This is a genomic window from Neisseria cinerea (genome assembly GCF_900475315.1).
GTDB lineage: Bacteria > Pseudomonadota > Gammaproteobacteria > Burkholderiales > Neisseriaceae > Neisseria > Neisseria cinerea.
Window position 1 is genome coordinate 1598445 of record NZ_LS483369.1, and the last position, 19111, is coordinate 1617555.

Annotated in this window: 17 protein-coding genes; 4 read left to right on the top strand and 13 right to left on the bottom strand. The window is 52.2% G+C overall.

The features are described from left to right. Window positions 1-10: 10 nt before the first annotated feature. From DQM57_RS08275 to DQM57_RS08305, 7 genes are all read right to left on the bottom strand, one after another. Window positions 11-982: a TerC family protein gene (locus DQM57_RS08275; RefSeq protein ID WP_111727493.1), complete on the bottom strand. Its 972-nt coding sequence runs from the start codon at window positions 980-982 to the stop codon at window positions 11-13. Window positions 983-1011: 29 nt separating this feature from the next. Continuing rightward, window positions 1012-1461: a CopD family copper resistance protein gene (locus tag DQM57_RS08280; RefSeq protein ID WP_111727494.1), complete on the bottom strand. Its 450-nt coding sequence runs from the start codon at window positions 1459-1461 to the stop codon at window positions 1012-1014. Window positions 1462-1498: 37 nt separating this feature from the next. Next, the gene (gene waaA, locus DQM57_RS08285) at window positions 1499-2776 is read right to left on the bottom strand and encodes a lipid IV(A) 3-deoxy-D-manno-octulosonic acid transferase (RefSeq protein WP_111727495.1); all 1278 of its coding nucleotides are present in this window, start codon (window positions 2774-2776) and stop codon (window positions 1499-1501) included. Between the two features lie 61 nt (window positions 2777-2837). Continuing rightward, window positions 2838-4286: a decarboxylating NADP(+)-dependent phosphogluconate dehydrogenase gene (gene gnd / locus DQM57_RS08290; RefSeq protein WP_111727496.1), complete on the bottom strand. Its 1449-nt coding sequence runs from the start codon at window positions 4284-4286 to the stop codon at window positions 2838-2840. A gap of 665 nt (window positions 4287-4951) precedes the next feature. After that, window positions 4952-5875 carry a UDP-3-O-acyl-N-acetylglucosamine deacetylase gene (gene lpxC, locus DQM57_RS08295; RefSeq protein WP_111727497.1) on the bottom strand — a complete coding sequence of 308 codons (924 nt, stop codon included), beginning with the start codon at window positions 5873-5875 and terminating at the stop codon, window positions 4952-4954. Between the two features lie 163 nt (window positions 5876-6038). Next, window positions 6039-6368 carry an FKBP-type peptidyl-prolyl cis-trans isomerase gene (locus DQM57_RS08300; RefSeq protein ID WP_002240914.1) on the bottom strand — a complete coding sequence of 110 codons (330 nt, stop codon included), beginning with the start codon at window positions 6366-6368 and terminating at the stop codon, window positions 6039-6041. 77 nt (window positions 6369-6445) lie between these two features. Beyond that, window positions 6446-6664, bottom strand: coding sequence for a DUF2061 domain-containing protein (locus DQM57_RS08305; protein WP_002249615.1), 219 nt, complete (start codon window positions 6662-6664; stop codon window positions 6446-6448). 133 nt (window positions 6665-6797) lie between these two features. Between DQM57_RS08305 and DQM57_RS08310 the strand changes: the two genes are divergently transcribed. Then, entirely contained in the window at window positions 6798-7751 is a 954-nt protein-coding gene (locus DQM57_RS08310; protein WP_111727498.1) for a D-2-hydroxyacid dehydrogenase, read from the top strand. A 74-nt stretch (window positions 7752-7825) separates the two neighbouring features. Here the strand turns inward: DQM57_RS08310 and metG are convergent, their stop codons facing one another. From metG to mltA, 3 genes are all read right to left on the bottom strand, one after another. Next, on the bottom strand, window positions 7826-9883 hold the full coding sequence (metG, locus tag DQM57_RS08315; protein ID WP_111727499.1) for a methionine--tRNA ligase: 2058 nt from the start codon (window positions 9881-9883) through the stop codon (window positions 7826-7828). A gap of 118 nt (window positions 9884-10001) precedes the next feature. After that, complete coding sequence (gene glmS / locus DQM57_RS08320; RefSeq protein ID WP_108044148.1) at window positions 10002-11840, bottom strand: glutamine--fructose-6-phosphate transaminase (isomerizing); 1839 nt, start codon at window positions 11838-11840, stop codon at window positions 10002-10004. A 143-nt stretch (window positions 11841-11983) separates the two neighbouring features. Next, window positions 11984-13309: a murein transglycosylase A gene (mltA, locus tag DQM57_RS08325; RefSeq protein WP_111727500.1), complete on the bottom strand. Its 1326-nt coding sequence runs from the start codon at window positions 13307-13309 to the stop codon at window positions 11984-11986. Between the two features lie 209 nt (window positions 13310-13518). On the opposite strand from mltA, the gene efeU reads away from it, so the two are divergent. The 3 genes from efeU (at window position 13519) to efeB (ending at window position 16929) form a co-directional block, all read left to right on the top strand. Next, window positions 13519-14358 (top strand): iron uptake transporter permease EfeU, encoded by an 840-nt coding sequence (gene efeU, locus DQM57_RS08330; RefSeq protein WP_111727501.1) that lies wholly within the window; start codon window positions 13519-13521, stop codon window positions 14356-14358. Continuing rightward, window positions 14355-15521, top strand: a complete 1167-nt coding sequence (efeO, locus tag DQM57_RS08335) for an iron uptake system protein EfeO (protein WP_111727502.1) — start codon at window positions 14355-14357, stop codon at window positions 15519-15521. Before efeU ends, efeO begins: the two co-directional genes overlap by 4 nt. A gap of 142 nt (window positions 15522-15663) precedes the next feature. Next, window positions 15664-16929, top strand: coding sequence for an iron uptake transporter deferrochelatase/peroxidase subunit (gene efeB / locus DQM57_RS08340; protein WP_111727503.1), 1266 nt, complete (start codon window positions 15664-15666; stop codon window positions 16927-16929). 70 nt (window positions 16930-16999) lie between these two features. Here the strand turns inward: efeB and DQM57_RS08345 are convergent, their stop codons facing one another. The 3 genes from DQM57_RS08345 to DQM57_RS08355 form a co-directional block, all read right to left on the bottom strand. Beyond that, window positions 17000-17329, bottom strand: coding sequence for a zinc ribbon domain-containing protein YjdM (locus tag DQM57_RS08345; protein WP_111727504.1), 330 nt, complete (start codon window positions 17327-17329; stop codon window positions 17000-17002). A gap of 76 nt (window positions 17330-17405) precedes the next feature. After that, entirely contained in the window at window positions 17406-18776 is a 1371-nt protein-coding gene (gene glmU, locus DQM57_RS08350; protein ID WP_111727735.1) for a bifunctional UDP-N-acetylglucosamine diphosphorylase/glucosamine-1-phosphate N-acetyltransferase GlmU, read from the bottom strand. Window positions 18777-18830: 54 nt separating this feature from the next. Next, window positions 18831-19103 carry a membrane lipoprotein lipid attachment site-containing protein gene (locus DQM57_RS08355; RefSeq protein WP_111727505.1) on the bottom strand — a complete coding sequence of 91 codons (273 nt, stop codon included), beginning with the start codon at window positions 19101-19103 and terminating at the stop codon, window positions 18831-18833. Window positions 19104-19111 lie beyond the last annotated feature (8 nt).

Below are 19111 nucleotides of genomic sequence, written 5' to 3' on the forward strand. Positions count from 1 at the left end.
GACGGCATTTTTATTTATCAACCTGTTTTTTCGTATAAATTAATGATGTCAATATCGACGCTCCCAATGCGCCGAACACCACCGACAAAGAAATGGAAATCGGGATGTGTACCCAATGCATCATCAGCATTTTCAGACCGATGAAACTCAAAACAAATGCCAATCCATATTTCAGGAATACAAAACGTTCCGCGACATCTGCCAGAAGGAAATACATCGCCCTCAAACCCAAAACGGCAAAAATATTGGATGTCAACACGATGAACGGGTCTGTGGTTACCGCAAAAACCGCCGGTATGCTGTCCACCGCAAATATAACATCACTCAACTCAATCATGATTAAAACTAAAAACAGCGGAGTGGCTATTTTTTTGCCGTTTTCGATGGTGAAAAATTTATCTCCGTGAAATTCAGAGCCGACGGGAATAATTTTCTTCACAACACCCAACAGCCGGTTGCCGGACAAGTCTTCTTCATCCTCCTCCGACTTCATCATGCGTATACCCGTGTACAGCAGGAACGCGCCAAAAAGGTAAAGTATCCATTCAAACTGCCGAACCAGTGCCGCACCGATAAAAATCATTACGGCACGCAAAACCAATGCCCCAAATACGCCGTACAGCAAAACACGGTGCTGATACTTCGGAGCAACTTTAAAATAGCCGAAAATCATCAGGAATACGAATATGTTGTCCACCGCCAGCGACTTTTCCAAAATATATCCGGTAAAAAACTCCAAAACTTTTTCTTTAGCTACTGCGGCTCCATACACGGGATTGCCGGCAAGCTCGATATACAGCCATCCGGCAAACAGGCAGGATACGGCAACCCATAATCCGCTCCACGCCAACGCTTCTTTGATGCCGACTTTATGGCTGCCGTTTTTCCTCAGTGAAAGCATATCGACGGCAACCATAAGCAATACGGCGGTAAAAAAAACGCCGTAAAACAACGGCGTCCCGACTTCGGGGAATTCAGACATTATTCAATCTCCTATTTTGAGGATTTTATTCACCAGCTGAGATAAAACATGGCCTTCGCCAAAAACACAATCAGCAGCATATGGGTAAAGACAACGGCGTGTATGTATTTCGACCACCTCACGGTTAACGTGGAGCGCGCCATTTTGACGACGGCTATGGCAAAGTGCACCAACACGCTGCATGCAAGCAGGATTTTCAAGGCCAGCATCGTACCGAAGGATGTGGTAAACGGTTCACCCAATACAGGAAGATAACGGTTTGCCGCCATCACGATGCCGCTGGCAAACAAGAGTCCGACCACTGCCGGCATCACCCTGACGGCGCGGTAAGACATGGCTTTTTCCACTTCCCGCCGCGACTCCCTGGACACCCTGCCTGTATGCAGGACGGACAACACCAGCATTTCAAAAAATACGCCTCCGACAAAGGCAATGGCGCAATACAGGTGGACAATGTGCGCAACGGCATAAATGCTCATACGATACCCCTACCTAAATCTGTGAATGCCGATTGTATCACTCGCATACAGAATCCGCATTTCGCACTGTCTGGCAAATCATTTCCGCCATTCTCCCACTAGCCCCGCGATGTTGGGAAATGAATTTTTCGATACGCTCACTCATCGGTGCGCCGCTTCCTCCTTGCGCCAATACCGATTCGACCGCCTCACGCCATCCGTCTGCAGAATCTACCTGGATTGCCGCACCGGCCTCCAGTGCATGGCTGCATGCCTGGGCAAAGTTGTAAGTAGAAAAGCCGAATATCGTAGGAACATGACAGGAAAGCGGTTCGATGATGTTTTGACAGCCGGAATCCACCAAGCTTCCTCCGACAAAGGCGACATCGGCACTTAAATAATACGCATGCAGTTCCCCCATACTGTCCCCTATCCAGACCTGCGTATCGGCCGCCACCGGCAAACCGTCACTGCGCCGCTGAACCTTAAACCCGAAGCGTTCTGCCGTTTCAAATGCCGTCTGAAAATGCTCTGGATGCCGTGGGACAATAACCAAAAGTGCATTTCCGCGATATTTCCGCCATGCCGCCAACAGTTTCTCCGCCTCGTCCTCCCCTTTGTATACGCGCGTGCTGCCGCACACGGCAACCGGACGGCCTCCGATTCGTTTTTTAAATTTATCCGCCAGTATATTCATACTTTCAGACGGCATCATGTCGTATTTGGTATTGCCGCACACACTGCTTTCCCGTACGCCTATCCGCATCAGGCGGGCGGCATCCGCCTCCGTCTGAGCCAGACAGCCGGACAATGAAGCTGCTGCAGGACGGATCAGGCTGAGTATTTTTAAATATCCTTTCAGAGATTTTTCCGACAGCCTTGCATTTGCCAAAAACAGCGGAATCCCTTCCTCCCGACACGCCGTCATCAGGTTGGGCCAGATTTCCGTTTCCATCAACACGCCGAACAAAGGGCGGTGTTCGCGCAAAAACTGCCTCACCCATGCCTTTCTGTCATAAGGCAGGTAACGGCATTGCGCATCAGGAAACACCGCCTGAGCCGTTTCCCGCCCTGTCGGTGTCATCTGGGTAATCAGCAGCGGCACGCCGGGAAAACGCTGCCTTAACTCATTCACCAGCGGTAAGGCGGCACGCGTTTCACCGACAGACACCGCATGTATCCAAATCGCACCACTAACCGGATGCGGATGCGGTTTGCCGAAGCGCTCCCCCCAATTTTCCCTATACGCCGGAGATTTCTCCGCCCGCTTGCGAAGCCGGTGCCGTATCAATACCGGCACAAACCGCCACAACACATCATAAAGCCATTGAAACATTAAAATTTTCCGTAAAACAAATGCCGTCTGAACGGTTCAGACGGCATATCCTGAAACAGTTTTAAATATCGTACGTCGTCGAAGCGGTATCTCCGCCTTTGCCCGTCCAGTTCGTATGGAAAAACTCGCCTCTCGGTTTATCGGTCCGTTCGTACGTATGCGCACCGAAATAGTCACGTTGCGCCTGCAGTAGGTTGGCAGGCAGCCGTTCGGACGTATAGCCGTCTAAAAACGTAACGGCGGAAGCCATACACGGCATGGGGATACCGCATTCGATTGCCTTGGCAACCACTTTTCGCCATGCCGGAAGGCATGTTTCCAAAATATTTTTAAAGTAGGGATCAGTACCTAAAAACACCAAATCCGGATTGTTTTCATAGGCATCGCGGATATTGCTTAAGAATGCGCTGCGAATGATGCACCCCTCGCGCCAGAGCAAGGCCGTTTTGCCGTAGTTTAAATTCCAGTTATAGGTTTCCCCAGCTTCCCGAATCAGCATAAATCCTTGCGCATACGAAATTATTTTTGATGCAAGCAATGCTTGGCGCAAATTGTCGACCCATTGTTTTTTATCCCCATCCACAGGGAAAACTTTTTGTCCGAACAATTTACTGTTTTGAGTACGCTGTTCTTTCAGCGAAGAAACACAACGGGCAAACACGGCTTCTGAAATCAGCGTCAGCGGAATACCTAAATCCAGCGCATTGATACCCGTCCATTTCCCCGTTCCCTTTTGTCCTGCCGTATCGAGGATTTTTTCAACCAGCGGTTCGCCTCCCTCGTCTTTGTACGCCAAAATGGATGCCGTAATTTCAATAAGATACGAGTTAAGCTCGGTTTGATTCCATTCGGCGAATACTTGATGCATTTCTTCGTGGGACATACCTAGGCCATCTTTCATAAATTGGTATGCCTCGCAAATCAACTGCATATCGCCGTATTCGATACCGTTGTGTACCATTTTGACGAAATGTCCCGCCCCATCCCTGCCGACCCAATCGCAACACGGCTCACCTTGAGGGGTTTTCGCGGCAATCGCCTGGAAAATCGGTTTAACAGCTTCCCATGCACGCTCATCTCCGCCCGGCATGATAGACGGGCCGTGCCGCGCGCCTTCCTCTCCGCCGGAGACCCCCATGCCGACAAACAAAATACCTTTTTCGGAAAGGTAACGGGTGCGTCTGTTTGTATCCGGATAATTAGCATTTCCTCCGTCAATGATGATATCGCCCTTATCCAAAAGCGGCAACAGCTGTTCGATAAAGTTGTCAACCACCGAACCTGCCTTAACCATCAGCATAATTTTTCTTGGTTTTTCCAGTTTATCAACCAAGTCCTGCAACGAATATGCGCCGATAACGTCCGTACCTTGTGCAGCACCTTTTAAAAATTCGTCAACTTTAGAAACAGTCCGGTTATAGGCAACAACCTTAAAACCATGATCGTTCATATTCAGAATCAAGTTTTGTCCCATAACGGCCAAACCGATTAAACCCAGATTGCCTTTCATTCCTGGAAGCTCCGTCATTGATTTAATTTATCAACTTTAACTCTACCTGATTTACATCTATTTAACAATATTTAACGTTTAAAGTTTTGAAAAAGGTTCTTTACGCTTTTGCCAGACGTGCGTTGAAGAATTTAATTTAAATATAATTTTAAATAATAAAAAGCTGATGATATTGAGTCTGAAAACCTTCTGTGAATAACTTTTTTTTGTATTTATTTTCAATAGGATGTTTTTTTATTTTGGGTGTCGGCAAGTTAGCAGGGGTTTTGTGCATTTCTGTGGATAGATTTGCCTGGAATTTAAGACCTGTGAATAACTTTACTGTTATGCAGCGATATTCTCGGTTTTGTTCCTCTGCGGGTGTTCGTATATTTCATGGAGGACGTAGCGGGGTGATTTATGGTGGCGGATGTTGCGTATTGGTGGAAATTTTTTAAAAAATATAGGTGATTTATGCAGAACGTTCAAAACGGAAATAACAAAAAAACCATCTTGTGCATAAGTGGTGGAAAATTTATGGAGAAATCAGATTGTTTAATAAACTCAATATGTTATTTTTAATTGTAGTGTGTATAAATAAAAAATAGAAGTATGATGATATATAAAAATGCCGTCTGAAACATTGGATTTCCTTGTTCAGACGGCATTGGGGGGTAAGTTGGAAGTTATCCACACTTCTTGAGGTTTAAGTCGTGAAATGCAGGAGGCAAGTCTTCGCTGTTGGAAAATTCGACCCATTCGTAGGTGGTCTCGTCCGCCAGAACTGCGCGTAATAGTGCATTGTTAATGGCATGTCCTGATTTGTAGCCTTCGAATGCGCCGATGAGCGGATGCCCGACGATATACAAATCGCCGATGGCATCAAGGATTTTGTGGCGGACAAACTCATCGGGATAGCGTAAACCTTCGGGATTCAGGACATCCGTGTCGTCAATCACGATGGCGTTGTTCAAATTGCCGCCTAAGCCGAGATTGTGGGCACGCATCATTTCAACTTCGTGCATAAAGCCGAAAGTGCGCGCGCGTGCGATTTCATCGATGTAGGATTTGCCAGCGAAATCGATTTCAAAAGTGGGCGAGCTGCGGTTGAAAACCGGATGGTCGAATTCGATGGTCAGGGTAACTTTAAATCCGTCATACGGTGTAAAGCGCACCCATTTTCCCGCTTCTTTGACTTCGACGGGTTTGAGGATTTTTAAAAAACGCTTTTGCGCCTTTTGGTCGACAACGCCCGCATCTTGCAGGAGGTAAATAAACGGCAGGCTGGAGCCGTCCATAATCGGGATTTCGGGCGCGTTCAACTCAATCAATGCATTGTCGATACCGTAGGCGGACAGTGCGGACATGATGTGTTCGATGGTGCCGACGCGCACGCCTTTGTCGGTAACGATGGTGGAGGAAAGGCGGGTATCGTTGATCAAATAAGGGGTCAGCTTGATTTGTTCGCCCATCTCGCCGTCCAAATCGGTGCGGCGGAAGGAAATCCCGCTGTTTTCAGGCGAGGGGTGCAGGGTCAGCGCGACCCGTTCGCCCGAATGTAGTCCGACTCCGGTAACGCTGATGGATTTAGCCAAAGTTCTTTGCAGCATAAACCGCTTCCTTATCAATGGGGTAAGTTGAGGAATGATACGATAAAACCGGAAAAACAGGCTATGTTTTTCAATAGTATTTGCCAATACGGATGTTTTATTTAAAACAAAATGCCGTCTGAAACGATTTGTTTGTGTTTCAGACGGCATGGGTCAGGCAGCTTTATTCGTACACTTTCAACAGCTCGACTTCAAATATCAAAGTGGCGTGCGGGGGAATCACACCGCCGGCACCGTGTGCGCCGTAACCCATTTCCGAAGGGATGGTCAGCTTGCGTTTGCCGCCTTCCTTCATGCCGCCGAAGCCTTCGTCCCAACCTTTGATAACTTGTCCGACGCCGAGCGTGATGGTCAGCGGTTGGCGGCGGTCGAGGCTGGAGTCGAATTTGGTTCCGTTTTCCAGCCAGCCGGTGTAGTGGACGGTGATTTCTTTACCCTTTACCGCCTCTTTGCCGAAGCCTTCCTGCAAATCTTCAATAATCAGGCTGCCCATATCTGTCCTTTCGTTGCTTGTTGGTTAAAACGGCAAGGGTAACATACCGTCCGTCGAAGTCAAATGCCGCTCAAACGTCAGCTGCACCGGTGCAGCTGAAACGGCTGTGTTTGTTGGACTGTTTTATTTTTTTCGTAAAGGTTCCATGCTTTTTCATGGAAATAGAAAACGACGGTGTTGATTAGGGGCTCGACCAGTGCGACCGCCCCCGATACGCCTATACTGCCCGTCAGTACATAGGTTACACTGAAGGCGACGCTGAAATGCAGTGCGGCAAAAGTCAAGGTTTTAAGCATCATCATCTCCTTGATTGAAAAATTAATTGAAAATTTACGGAGAGATGATAAAGATTATCCTAAGGCTGCGCGGTTTAAATTTGCTATTTACTGTTAGTGTAAATGAATCATTTTTCAAATAGGGATAAAAATTATGAATCAGAAGAAAGTAGTCGTATTGGATGCGGATACTTTACCCGGTCGGGCTTTTCACTTCGATTTCCCGCACGAGCTTGCGGTTTACGGCACGACAGATGCTGCGGAAACGGCGGTACGCGTATGCGGTGCGCACATTGTCATCACCAATAAGGTTGTCATTTCTGCCGATATCATTGCGGATAATCCTCAGCTTGAGCTGATTGCCGTCAGTGCGACCGGTGTGAACAATGTCGATATTGAGGCTGCGAAGGCGGCTGGCATTGTCGTATGCAATGTCCGCGCCTACGGAAACGAATCGGTTGCGGAACATGCCTTTATGCTGATGATTGCCTTGATGCGGAATTTGCCTGCTTATCAGCGTGATGTTGCGGCAGGATTATGGGAGAAGTCGCCGTTTTTCTGCCATTACGGTGCGCCGATTCGGGATTTGAACGGTAAAATGCTGGCGGTTTTCGGACGCGGCAATATAGGACGGACGCTTGCCCGATATGCACAGGCGTTCGGTATGAGGGTGGTGTTTGCCGAACACAAACACGCGCCCGCTGTGCGTGAAGGCTATGTTTCCTTTGAAGATGCGGTACGGGCTGCTGATGTGTTGTCGCTGCACTGTCCGCTGAACGCCCAAACTGAAAATATGATAGGCGAAAACGAATTACAGCAGATGAAGCCCGGTGCGGTTTTGATCAATTGCGGGCGCGGCGGGCTGGTGGATGAAAACGCGCTGGTTGCCGCACTCAAATACGGGCAGATCGGCGGGGCAGGTGTTGATGTTTTGACGGAGGAACCGCCTAGGGGCGGCAATCCCCTGTTGAATGCCCGCCTTCCCAATCTGATTGTTACGCCGCATACCGCGTGGGCAAGCCGTGAAGCGTTGGACAGGCTGTTCGATATATTGTTGGCGAACATTAACGCCTTTGTGAAAGGCGAGGCGCAAAACCGGGTGGTTTGAGCTTGTCGGGATGACGAAAAAAATGCCGTCTGAACGCCCAAAGGGTTCAGACGGCATTTTTTTGATATTTCTGCTTAACCGACTTTGTCGCCCGGTTGCGCGCCTGCGTCGACATCGAGGAGCTTCAGTTTGCCCTCTGCTGTGGCGGCGGAGAGGATCATGCCTTCGGATACGCCGAATTTTGCCATTTTGCGCGGGGCGAAGTTGGCGACGGCGATGACCATGCGGCCGTTCAATTCGGCTGGATTTGGGTAAGACGCGGCGATGCCGGAGAAGATGATGCGTTTTTCAAAACCGAAATCGAGGTCGAATTTCAAAAGTTTGGTGCTGCCTTCGACGGCTTCGCAGTTCAATACTTTGGCGACGCGCATGTCGATTTTCATGAAGTCGTCGAAGCTGGCCTGTTCGGCGACTTTTTCGTATTTGCTCTCTTCGGCGGCAGGCGCGGCTGCCGCGGCGATGCTTTGTTTGTTGGCTTCGATTAAATCGTCCACTTGTTTTTGCTCCACTCGTTGCATTAAATGTTCGTATTTGTTGATGGCGTGTTCGCCCAAGGTTTCGCGTGTATTTGCCCAAGTGATGGCTTCCAAATTCAGGAATTTGGCGGCATTTTCGGCCACTTTCGGCAATACGGGGGCGAGGTAGGCGGTTAACACGGTAAAGGCGTTGATGAGCTCGCTGCATACTTTGTGCAGGCGTGCGTCTTGGCCTTCTTGTTTGGCGAGTTCCCAAGGTTTGTTGGCATCAACGTATTCGTTGACAATGTCCGCCAAGGCCATGATGTCGCGCAGGGCTTTGGCGTATTCGCGGCTTTCGTAGCATTCGGCAATGGCTTCGCTTTGCGCAGTTAGTTTTGCCAGCAATGCACTGTCGGCAACGTCTTTCAGACAGCCTTCAAAGCGTTTGGCGATGAAACCTGAAGCACGGGCGGCGATGTTGACGTATTTGCCGACGAGGTCGCTGTTGACGCGCGAAATAAAGTCTTGCAGGTTCAAATCGATGTCTTCGATTTTGCTGTTGAGTTTGGCAGCGATGTAGTAGCGCATCCACTCGGGGTTCAGGCCTTGTTCCAGGTAGGATTTGGCGGTGATGAAGGTGCCGCGCGATTTGGACATTTTTTGTCCGTCGACAGTCAAGAAGCCGTGTGCGTACACGCCAGTCGGGGCGCGGTGGCCGGAGAAATGCAGCATGGCGGGCCAGAACAGGGCGTGGAAATAGAGGATGTCTTTGCCGATGAAGTGGTACATCTCGGTTTGGCTGTCGGCTTTGAAGTATTCGTCAAAATTGACGCCGATGCGGTCGCACAGGTTTTTAAACGACGCCATGTAGCCGACGGGCGCGTCCAGCCAGACGTAGAAGTATTTGCCCGGCGCGTCGGGGATTTCGAAACCGAAATACGGCGCGTCGCGGGAGATGTCCCAGTCGGACAGGGTGGTTTCTTCGCCTTCGCCCAGCCATTCTTTCATTTTGTTGAGGGCTTCAGGTTGCAGATGGGGCTTGCCGTCGTGCGGATTGTTGCCGGAAGTCCATGCTTTGAGGAAGTCGGCGCATTCGCCCAGTTTGAAGAAAAAGTGTTCGGATTCGCGCAATTCGGGTTTGGCACCGGATACAGCGGAATACGGGTTAATCAGTTCGGTCGGGGAATAGGTCGTGCCGCAGACTTCGCAGTTGTCGCCGTATTGGTCTTGGGCGTGGCATTTCGGGCATTCGCCTTTGACGAAGCGGTCGGGCAGGAACATTTGTTTTTCTGGGTCGAAAAGTTGTTCGATGACGCGGCTCTCAATCTTGCCGTTGGCTTTCAGCGCGCGGTAAATGTCTTGGGAAAACTGTTTGTTTTCAGGGGAATGGGTGCTGTAATAATTGTCGTAGCCGATACCGAAACCGGTAAAGTCGGCGAGGTGTTCTTCGCGCACTTTGGCAATCATGTCTTCGGGAGCAATGCCTTGTTTTTGCGCGGCAAGCATTACAGGCGTGCCGTGAGTGTCGTCGGCGCAGCAGTAGTAGCATTCGTGGCCGCGCAGTTTTTGGAAGCGCACCCAAACGTCGGTTTGGATGTGTTCGACCATGTGGCCGAGGTGGATGCTGCCGTTGGCATAGGGCAGGGCAGAGGTAACGAGGATTTTGCGTGTCATGGTTTATGCTTTTGGGGATAGATGGTAAAGGGGAATTATACCGTAAATCCGATGGATAAATGCCGTCTGAAGCCTGAAAAATCAGGCTTCAGACGGCATGTTCGCAAACTATCCGGACTTATTCGACCGTAACGGATTTCGCCAGGTTGCGCGGTTTGTCCACATCGGTACCGCGTGCGAGGGCAACATGGTAGGAAAGGAGCTGCACGGGGATAGTATGCACGACGGGGGATAATTCGCCGACATGGCGCGGCGCGCGGATAACGTGCACGCCTTCGGTGGCATTAAAATTGCTGTCGAGGTCGGCAAAGACGAAAAGTTCGCCGCCGCGTGCGCCGACTTCCTGCATATTGGCTTTGACTTTGTCCAACAGGCTGTCGTTGGGCGCGATGACGACGACGGGCATGTTTTCGTCCACTAAGGCAAGCGGCCCGTGCTTCAGCTCGCCGGCAGGATAGGCTTCGGCGTGGATGTAGGTGATTTCCTTCAGTTTTAACGCGCCTTCGAGGGCAATCGGGTAATGGATGCCGCGCCCCAAAAACAGAGCGCTGGTTTTCTTGGCAAACTGTTGCGCCCATGCGGCAATTTGAGGTTCGAGGTTCAAAGCGTGCTGAACGCTGCCGGGAAGCTGGCGGAGTTCTTCGGTATAACGTGCTTCATCTTCGCCGGATACCAAGCCGCGTACCTTCGCCAGCGTTACCGCCAAACCGAACAGTGCAACCAGTTGCGTGGTAAATGCTTTGGTCGAAGCGACGCCGATTTCCGCACCGGCACGGGTATAAAGCACGAGGCTGCTTTCGCGCGGCAGGGCGGATTCCATCACGTTGCAGATGGAGAGGCTGTGGCGGTGTCCCAAGGATTTGGCGTATTTCAAAGCTTCCATCGTGTCCAGCGTTTCGCCGGATTGGGAAATGGTAATGACCAGTTGGTCAGGATCGGCAATCACGCTGCGGTATCGGTATTCGCTGGCGATTTCGACGTCGGTCGGAATTTTGGCGATGGATTCGAGCCAGTATTTGGCGGTCAGCGCGGCATAATAGGAAGTGCCGCAGGCAAGGATTTTGACGCTGCGGATGCTTTCAAATACGCTTTTGGCGTCTTTGCCGAAGTTTTCGGGGATGAAGCCGCCGTCGAGGAAAACTTCCGCCGTGTCCGCAATCGCGCGCGGTTGCTCGTGGATTTCCTTTTGCATAAAGTGGCTGTACGGCCCCAGCTCCAAAGAGGCAAGGGAGAGTTCGGATACCTTGACTTTGCGTTCGGCGGGCAGGCCGCTTTTATCGGTCAGCCTTTTGATGCCGTCTGAAGCCAGCAGCGCGATGTCGCCGTCTTCGAGGTACGCCACGCGGCGCGTAAAGGCGATGACGGCGGATACGTCCGAAGCGATAAAGGTTTCATCGTCGCCCAAAGCGACCAAAAGCGGGCAGCCCATACGTGCCACGACCATCTCGTCCGGGTTGTCCTGAGCCATGACGGCAATCGCATATGCGCCGTGGAAACGGGCGGATGCGGATTGCACGGCTTCAAACAGCCTGCCGCCGTTTTGCGCGTATTCGTGATTGATGCTGTGTGCGATGACTTCGGTATCTGTTTGAGATTCAAAACGGTATCCCAAACCTTCCAAACGTTCGCGTTCGCTTTCAAAGTTTTCGATAATGCCGTTGTGTACGACGGCAATCATACCGCCGCTGATGTGCGGGTGGGCGTTCGGCTCGGTAACGCCGCCGTGTGTCGCCCAGCGCGTATGTCCGATGCCGATGCTGCCCGCTATTCCTTTTTCACGGGCCGCGTCTTCCATCAACTGAACCCGGCCGACACGGCGCACGCGCTTGATGTTGCCGTCGGTATTGACGGCAATGCCTGATGAATCATACCCCCGGTATTCGAGGCGTTTGAGGCCGTCGGTCAGAAAATCGACGACGTTGTGATGGGCGCGGATGGCGCCGACGATACCGCACATGACTGTTCCTTAGTATCAGGTTGAAAAAAACAGGCGCGGACGGCTCCCGTGCCGCACCTTCCGCTTCGGATTATAAACCGCCTTCCGTGTCGGAAAACAGCAAAATGCCGTCTGAAGGTTTCAGACGGCATTGTTTTGCCGGTTTACGGCCGGTATTCGGGTTTCATGCCGTTGGGCAGAAGCTGCCAGACGTAACCCGGTTCTTTCATTTTACCTGCCGTTTCCCCTGCTTCGTCGCCGTAACCCCAGAAATAATCCACGCGCACCGCGCCTTTAATCGCGCTGCCGGTATCCTGCGCCATAATCAGGCGGTTGAGTGCTTTACGGGTAACCGGGTGGGCGGTAGCGACAAATAAGGGTGCGCCCAAGGTAATGTAGTGCCGGTCGACTGCACCGGCATATTCACCCATCAGCGGAGTGCCCAGTGCGCCGACGGGACCGTCATTGTTGCTTCCGGCAAGCTCGCGGAAAAAGACATAGCTGGGGTTTTGCCCCAAAACTTCGGCGAGGCGTTGCGGATTTTGCCGCATATAAGACTTAATGCCCTGCATGGAGGTTTGTCCGAGTTTGAGGTAGCCCTTATCCGCCATGTATTTTCCGATGGAAACATACGGATGCTCGTTTTTGTCGGCATAGCCGATGCGGATGTATTTGCCGGACGGAGTTTTCAGACGGCCCGAGCCTTGTATGTGCATGAAAAAAAGTTCGACGGGGTCATCGGCATATCCGAGGATGGGGGCTTTGCCGTCAAGCGCGCCGCCGTTGATTTGGTTTCGCGTGTGGTAAGGGAGGAAGCGGCTTCCTTCAAACCTGCCTTTAATTGCCGTTGTGCGTGCGGTGATGGGGAATTGGGAGAGGTCGGCGGTATGCGTGCCTCCGGCATTGTCGATTGTGCCGCTGTTTCTTCCCGTCTGCCTGATGCGGACAAGGTTTTTTCCGCTCCTCAAACCTGCAGGCAGCGGGACGGAAATAAAATCATTGGGAATGCCATAAATAGGGAAGCGGGCTTGGGCCGTCCGTCTGTCATCCCCTTGCAGTACCGGTTCGTAATATCCGGTAACCGTGCCGGCAAGGCTTCCGTTGCCTGCAACCTGCCAAGGGGTGAAATAGCGTTCAAAAAAGTATTTTGCCGGCAAATGTTGCACAGGGGTTTGAAAGGCTTGGGCACACACATCCTGCCAGCCTTGGCGGTTTTTCAAACTTGAGCATCCGAGCCTGAAAGACTGCAGGCTCTGGGTAAAGTTTTGCGCGCTCCAGTGCGGCAGGCTGTCGTGAGGAACCGCCGTGTAAACCGCCCCTCCGCCCGAAACTGCCGTACCGGCGGGAAAAGGGGTGCCCGCAGGGCGGTCGGGGCCTTGAATAACGGATGTATCGGGAATCGGGAGGGTTTGGATGCTTTTGCTTTGACAGGCGGCAAGAATGGCGGCAACCATGCCGAACAGCGCCGTTTGAAACAGGTGTTTTTTCATAATGGGGCAATGCTGTTGAAATCCTTGAATCGGATTTTCAAGAGACTGATTTCTTAAAGTTTTAAAAAATGGGATTTTAACACAGCCCTGAAGTTTTCCGGCTGCTGGGTAGTCTAAAAATAAAATAAAATAGTTTATATTCTCATTTACAAGTCATACATATAAATGTCCTGATAATATGCCGTCCATTTACTTATAAACTGATACTTATGCTGGTTGCTTTTTTAATTATGTTGCGCGAGGGTATCGAAGCTGCGCTCATCGTCGGTATCGTTGCAGGTTTTCTGAAGCAGTCCGGCCATTCGAAACTGATGCCTAAGGTCTGGTTCGGGGTTGTTCTTGCTTCTTTGATGTGTTTGGGGCTGGGGTACGGAATCCATTCGGCAACGGGCGAGATTCCCCAGAAGCAGCAGGAGTTTGTCGTCGGTATCATCGGTTTGGTTGCCGTTGCCATGCTGACTTATATGATTTTATGGATGAAAAAGGCGGCGCGTTCGATGAAGCAGCAGCTTCAGGATTCTGTGCAGGCGGCTTTGAACCGTGGCAGCGGCCAAGGATGGGTCTTGGTCGGTATGGCGTTTCTTGCTGTGGCGCGCGAAGGTCTGGAGAGCGTTTTTTTCCTGCTTGCCGTATTCAAACAGAGCCCGACTTGGCAGATGCCAGTCGGTGCGGTAGCGGGGGTTTTGGCTGCCGCCGTTATCGGCGCGTTGATTTATCAGGGCGGGATGCGTCTGAATCTGGCGAAGTTTTTCCGTTGGACGGGGGCGTTTCTGATTGTTGTTGCCGCCGGCCTGCTTGCCGGTTCGCTGCGTGCGCTGCATGAGGCAGGTATTTGGAACTCGCTTCAGGACATTGTGTTCGACTCATCAAAATATTTGCACGAAGACAGTCCGTTAGGTGTGCTGCTCGGCGGATTTTTCGGCTATACCGACCATCCGACGCAGGGCGAGGCCTTGGTTTGGCTGCTGTACCTTATTCCCGTCATGACTTGGTTTTTGCGCGGCAGCAGGCCGTCTGAAACTTTAACCCGTAAAGAGGAACTGAAATGAGAAAATTCAATTTGACCGCATTGTCCGTTATGCTTGCCTTAGGTTTGACCGCGTGCCAGCCTCCGGAGGCGGAGAAAGCTGCGCCGGCAGCGTCCGGTGAGGCGCAAGCCGCCAACGAGGGCGGTTCGGTTAGTATCGCCGTCAACGACAACGCTTGCGAACCGATGGAGCTGACCGTACCGAGCGGACAGGTTGTGTTCAATATTAAAAACAACAGCGGCCGCAAGCTCGAATGGGAAATCCTGAAGGGCGTGATGGTGGTGGACGAGCGCGAAAATATCGCCCCCGGACTTTCCGACAAAATGACCGTAACTCTGTTGCCGGGCGAATACGAAATGACTTGCGGCCTTTTGACCAATCCGCGCGGCAAGCTGGTGGTAACCGACAGCGGCTTTAAAGGCACTGCCAACGAAGCGGATTTGGAAAAACTGTCCCAACCGCTCGCCGACTATAAAGCCTACGTTCAAGGCGAGGTCAAAGAGCTGGTGGCGAAAACCAAAACCTTTACCGAAGCCGTCAAAGCAGGCGACATTGAAAAGGCGAAATCCCTGTTTGCCGCCACCCGCGTCCATTACGAACGCATCGAACCGATTGCCGAGCTTTTCAGCGAACTCGACCCTGTCATCGATGCGCGTGAAGACGACTTCAAAGACGGCGCGAAAGATGCCGGGTTTATCGGCTTCCACCGTATCGAACACGCCCTTTGGGTAGAAAAAGACGTATCCGGCGTGAAGGAAATTGCAGCGAAACTGATGGCTGATGTCGAAGCCCTGCAAAAAGAAATCGACGCATTAGCGTTTCCTCCGGGCAATGTGGTCGGTGGTGCATCCGAACTGATTGAAGAAGTGGCGGGCAGTAAAATCAGCGGCGAAGAAGACCGGTACAGCCATACCGATTTGAGCGACTTCCAAGCCAATGTGGACGGTTCGAAAAAAATCGTCGATTTGTTCCGTCCGCTGATTGAGGCCAAAAACAAAGCCTTGTTGGAAAAAACCGATACCAACTTCAAACAGGTCAACGAAATTCTGGCGAAATACCGGACTAAAGACGGTTTTGAAACCTACGACAAGCTGAGCGAAGCCGACCGCAAAGCGCTGCAAGCCCCCGTTAACGCGCTTGCCGAAGACCTTGCCCAACTTCGCGGCATACTTGGTTTGAAATAAGCCTCAAGCGTTCAGACGGCATTTGGCGACAGATGCCGTCTGAAATTTTATCTGCAAAACCGGAAAGGTATTGAAAAAGGCGGAGGTTTCCGTTCCCTACGTTCCGCCGTATCGGATATTGAGTTTAAACAAAGGATAAAACATGAGTACGAACAACCCGACACAACCGACCAGGCGCACCCTCTTTAAAACCGCCCTTGCCGCCGGAGCAGTCGGCGCAATCGGAGGTTATCTCGGCGGCAAAAAACAGGGCGAAACCGCCGAACGCACCGCCGAAATCCAACACTCGCCCCAAGCTTATCCCTGCTACGGAGAACACCAGGCAGGCATCGTTACGCCGCAGCAGGCATTTTCCATCATGTGTGCCTTCGACGTTACCGCGCAAAACGCCAAGCAGTTGGAAAACCTGTTCCGTACACTGACCGCCCGTATCGAGTTTCTCACCCAAGGCGGCGAATACCAAGACGGCGACGACAAACTCCCGCCCGCCGGCAGCGGCATTTTAGGCAAAGCCTTCAACCCCGACGGATTGACCGTTACCGTGGGGGTGGGCAGCAGCCTGTTTGACGGACGATTCGGATTCAAAGACAAAAAACCGGTTCATTTGCAGGAAATGCGCGACTTCCCCAACGATAAGCTGCAAAAAAGCTGGTGCGACGGCGATTTGAGCCTGCAAATCTGCGCCTTTACCCCCGAAACCTGCCAAGCCGCCCTGCGCGACATCATCAAACACACCGCCCAAACCGCCGTTATCCGCTGGAGTATCGACGGGTGGCAGCCCAAATCCGAACCCGGCGCGATGGCGGCGCGCAACCTGTTGGGCTTCCGTGACGGCACGGGCAACCCCAAAGTTTCCGACCCCAAAACCGCCGACGAGGTTTTGTGGACGGGTGTGGCCGCCAACAGCCTAGACGAACCGGAGTGGGCGAAAAACGGCAGCTATCAGGCAGTCCGCCTTATCCGCCACTTTGTCGAGTTTTGGGACAGGACGCCGCTTCAAGAGCAAACCGACATTTTCGGGCGGCGAAAATACAGCGGCGCACCGATGGACGGCAAAAAAGAAGCCGACCAACCGGATTTTGCCAAAGACCCCGAGGGTAATACCACGCCCAAAGACAGCCATATACGCCTGGCGAATCCGCGCGATCCCGAATTCCTCAAAAAACACCGCCTCTTCCGCCGCGCCTACAACTATTCGCGCGGACTCGCCTCAAGCGGACAGCTTGATGTCGGGCTGGTGTTCGTCTGCTATCAGGCAAACCTTGCCGACGGTTTCATCTTCGTGCAAAACCTCCTCAACGGCGAACCGCTGGAAGAATACATCAGCCCCTTCGGTGGCGGCTATTTCTTCGTGCTGCCCGGTGTGGAAAAAGGCGGCTTCTTGGGACAAGGGCTGCTGGGCGTATAAATCCGCCATATAAAAAACGCCGTCCGAACCTTGCCAAACGGGTTCGGACGGCGTTTCTTGTTTTGGACGGTCAGGCTTTTTTGACGAATTCGGATTTTAAATTCATCGCGCTGCCGTCGATTTTGCAGCCGATGTTGTGATCGCCTTCCTGCAGGCGTATGCCTTTGACCTTCGTACCTTGTTTGATCACCATCGAGCTGCCTTTTACCTTGAGGTCTTTGATGAGGATGACGGTGTCGCCGTTTTGCAGCGCCGCGCCGTTGGCATCGAGCACTCCCACCGCAAGGTCGGCGGCGGATTCGGTTTCATTCCATTCGTGGGCGCATTCGGGGCAGATGTATTGTCCGCCGTCTTCATAGGTGTATTCGGAGGCGCATTGCGGGCATGGGGGTAATGACATGGTTTGCAGTCCTTATTTGATATCGGAGAGGGTTGATGTCGTCTGAAACCTGAAACCGGCTTCAGACGGCATGGCTTTATTGTTTGTCTTTTTCCGGCCTCACCCAGCCTTCGATGACGGTTTGGCGGGCGCGGGCGAGGGCGAGTTTGTTGTCTTCGACGTTGCGGGTAATCGCGCTGCCTGCGCCTGTGGTTACTTTGTTGCCCAGTGTTACAGGGGCAACCAGTACGCAGTTTGAACCGATGCGTACTTCGTCGCCGATGACGGTTTTGTGTTTGTTCACGCCGTCGTAGTTGGCAATAATTGTGCCTGCGCCGAAGTTGGTTTTGCTGCCGACTTCGGCATCACCAATGTAGGTGAGGTGGTTGGCTTTGGTGCCTTTGCCGATGGCGGCGTTTTTGACTTCGACGAAGTTGCCGATGTGTACGTCGGTGGCTAGTTTGGCTTGCGGACGCAAACGGGCGTACGGGCCGATTCGGTTGTTTTCGCCGACTTCGCAGTCTTCGAGGTGGGAGAAGGGGGCGATTTTGCTGTTTGCGCCGATTTTGGCGTTTTTGATGACGCAGTTTGCGCCGATTTCGACGTTGTCGCCGATTTCGACTTCGCCTTCAAAGATACAGTTCACATCAATCACGACATCTTGCCCGTGTTTCAGACGGCCTCGTAAATCGAAACGTGCCGGGTCGCGCAGGGTAACGCCTGCTTTGAGCAATTCTTGCGCCTGTTCGGTTTGAAAGATGCGTTCGAGTTCGGCGAGCTGGAGTTTGTTGTTCACGCCGGCGGCGAGGTAGGAGGCGCGTACTTGGACGGGATGAACTTTAATACCGTCGGCAACGGCTTTGGCGATGAGGTCGGTCAGGTAGTATTCGCCTTGGGCATTGTTGCTGGAAAGGCTGTTCAACCAAGCTTCAAGTTTGGCGTTGGGCAGAACCAAAATGCCGGTATTGATTTCTTTCACGGCTTTTTGGGCGGCGTCGGCGTCTTTTTCTTCGACGATGGCGGTTACGCTGCCGTTGCTGTCGCGGATGATGCGGCCCAAGCCTGTCGGGTCGGCGGGAACGTCGGTCAACAGACCGACTTCGTTGCCGGCGGCTTCGAGCAGGGTTTTGAGGGTTTCAACGTCAATCAGGGGGACGTCGCCGTACAACACCAGTGTGCGGCCTTCGGCGGAAAGGTGGGGCAGGGCGGTTTTGACGGCGTGGCCGGTACCGAGTTGTTCGGTTTGTTCGACCCAGACGATATCGCGTTTGACGGTGTCTAAAACTTGCTCTTTGCCGTGACCGATGACGACGCAGATGTTTTGCGGATTCAGCGCGGCGGCGGTGTCGATAACGCGCCCGACCATGGGCTTGCCGCCGATGCAGTGCAGCACTTTGGGCATTTTGGAATACATGCGTGTGCCTTTGCCGGCGGCGAGGATGACGATGTTTAAAGTGTTTTGCGGCATGACGGTTTCCTGTGCCATGCCGTCTGAAGCAGCTTCAGACGGCATGGAGGGGATTTATCGGTTTTGAAATTTGGGCTTTTGCCAGTTCTGTCCGCGTAAGCCTTGTTCGGAACCGTCGGTTTGGTTGGGCAACACGGCATGGCGTTCGGGGCGGTATTGGTTGTAGTTCATATTTTTCGAGTAGCTGCCGTCTTGGTAATAAACGGGTGTACCGGCAGGATATTTTTGACGGACGGCTGTTTTGCCGTTTTCGTTCCGGTAGGTTTCCCATGAGCAGCCCGACAGTACGGCGGCGGCAGTCATCAGGATAAGGAAGGTTTTACGCATGGCTTTTC

Excerpts from the sequence above, each read along its gene's own strand:
- efeO (WP_111727502.1), top strand. The coding sequence starts at position 14,355 with ATGAGAAAATTCAATTTGACCGCATTGTCCGTTATGCTTGCCTTAGGT.
- efeB (WP_111727503.1), top strand. The coding sequence starts at position 15,664 with ATGAGTACGAACAACCCGACACAACCGACCAGGCGCACCCTCTTTAAA.
- DQM57_RS08310 (WP_111727498.1), top strand. The coding sequence starts at position 6,798 with ATGAATCAGAAGAAAGTAGTCGTATTGGATGCGGATACTTTACCCGGT.
- DQM57_RS08305 (WP_002249615.1), bottom strand. The coding sequence starts at position 6,664 with ATGCTTAAAACCTTGACTTTTGCCGCACTGCATTTCAGCGTCGCCTTC.
- DQM57_RS08275 (WP_111727493.1), bottom strand. The coding sequence starts at position 982 with ATGTCTGAATTCCCCGAAGTCGGGACGCCGTTGTTTTACGGCGTTTTT.
- DQM57_RS08345 (WP_111727504.1), bottom strand. The coding sequence starts at position 17,329 with ATGTCATTACCCCCATGCCCGCAATGCGCCTCCGAATACACCTATGAA.
- glmS (WP_108044148.1), bottom strand. The coding sequence starts at position 11,840 with ATGTGCGGTATCGTCGGCGCCATCCGCGCCCATCACAACGTCGTCGAT.
- glmU (WP_111727735.1), bottom strand. The coding sequence starts at position 18,776 with ATGCCGCAAAACACTTTAAACATCGTCATCCTCGCCGCCGGCAAAGGC.
- DQM57_RS08355 (WP_111727505.1), bottom strand. The coding sequence starts at position 19,103 with ATGCGTAAAACCTTCCTTATCCTGATGACTGCCGCCGCCGTACTGTCG.
- efeU (WP_111727501.1), top strand. The coding sequence starts at position 13,519 with ATGCTGGTTGCTTTTTTAATTATGTTGCGCGAGGGTATCGAAGCTGCG.
- lpxC (WP_111727497.1), bottom strand. The coding sequence starts at position 5,875 with ATGCTGCAAAGAACTTTGGCTAAATCCATCAGCGTTACCGGAGTCGGA.
- DQM57_RS08300 (WP_002240914.1), bottom strand. The coding sequence starts at position 6,368 with ATGGGCAGCCTGATTATTGAAGATTTGCAGGAAGGCTTCGGCAAAGAG.
- gnd (WP_111727496.1), bottom strand. The coding sequence starts at position 4,286 with ATGAAAGGCAATCTGGGTTTAATCGGTTTGGCCGTTATGGGACAAAAC.
- mltA (WP_111727500.1), bottom strand. The coding sequence starts at position 13,309 with ATGAAAAAACACCTGTTTCAAACGGCGCTGTTCGGCATGGTTGCCGCC.
- metG (WP_111727499.1), bottom strand. The coding sequence starts at position 9,883 with ATGACACGCAAAATCCTCGTTACCTCTGCCCTGCCCTATGCCAACGGC.
- DQM57_RS08280 (WP_111727494.1), bottom strand. The coding sequence starts at position 1,461 with ATGAGCATTTATGCCGTTGCGCACATTGTCCACCTGTATTGCGCCATT.
- waaA (WP_111727495.1), bottom strand. The coding sequence starts at position 2,776 with ATGTTTCAATGGCTTTATGATGTGTTGTGGCGGTTTGTGCCGGTATTG.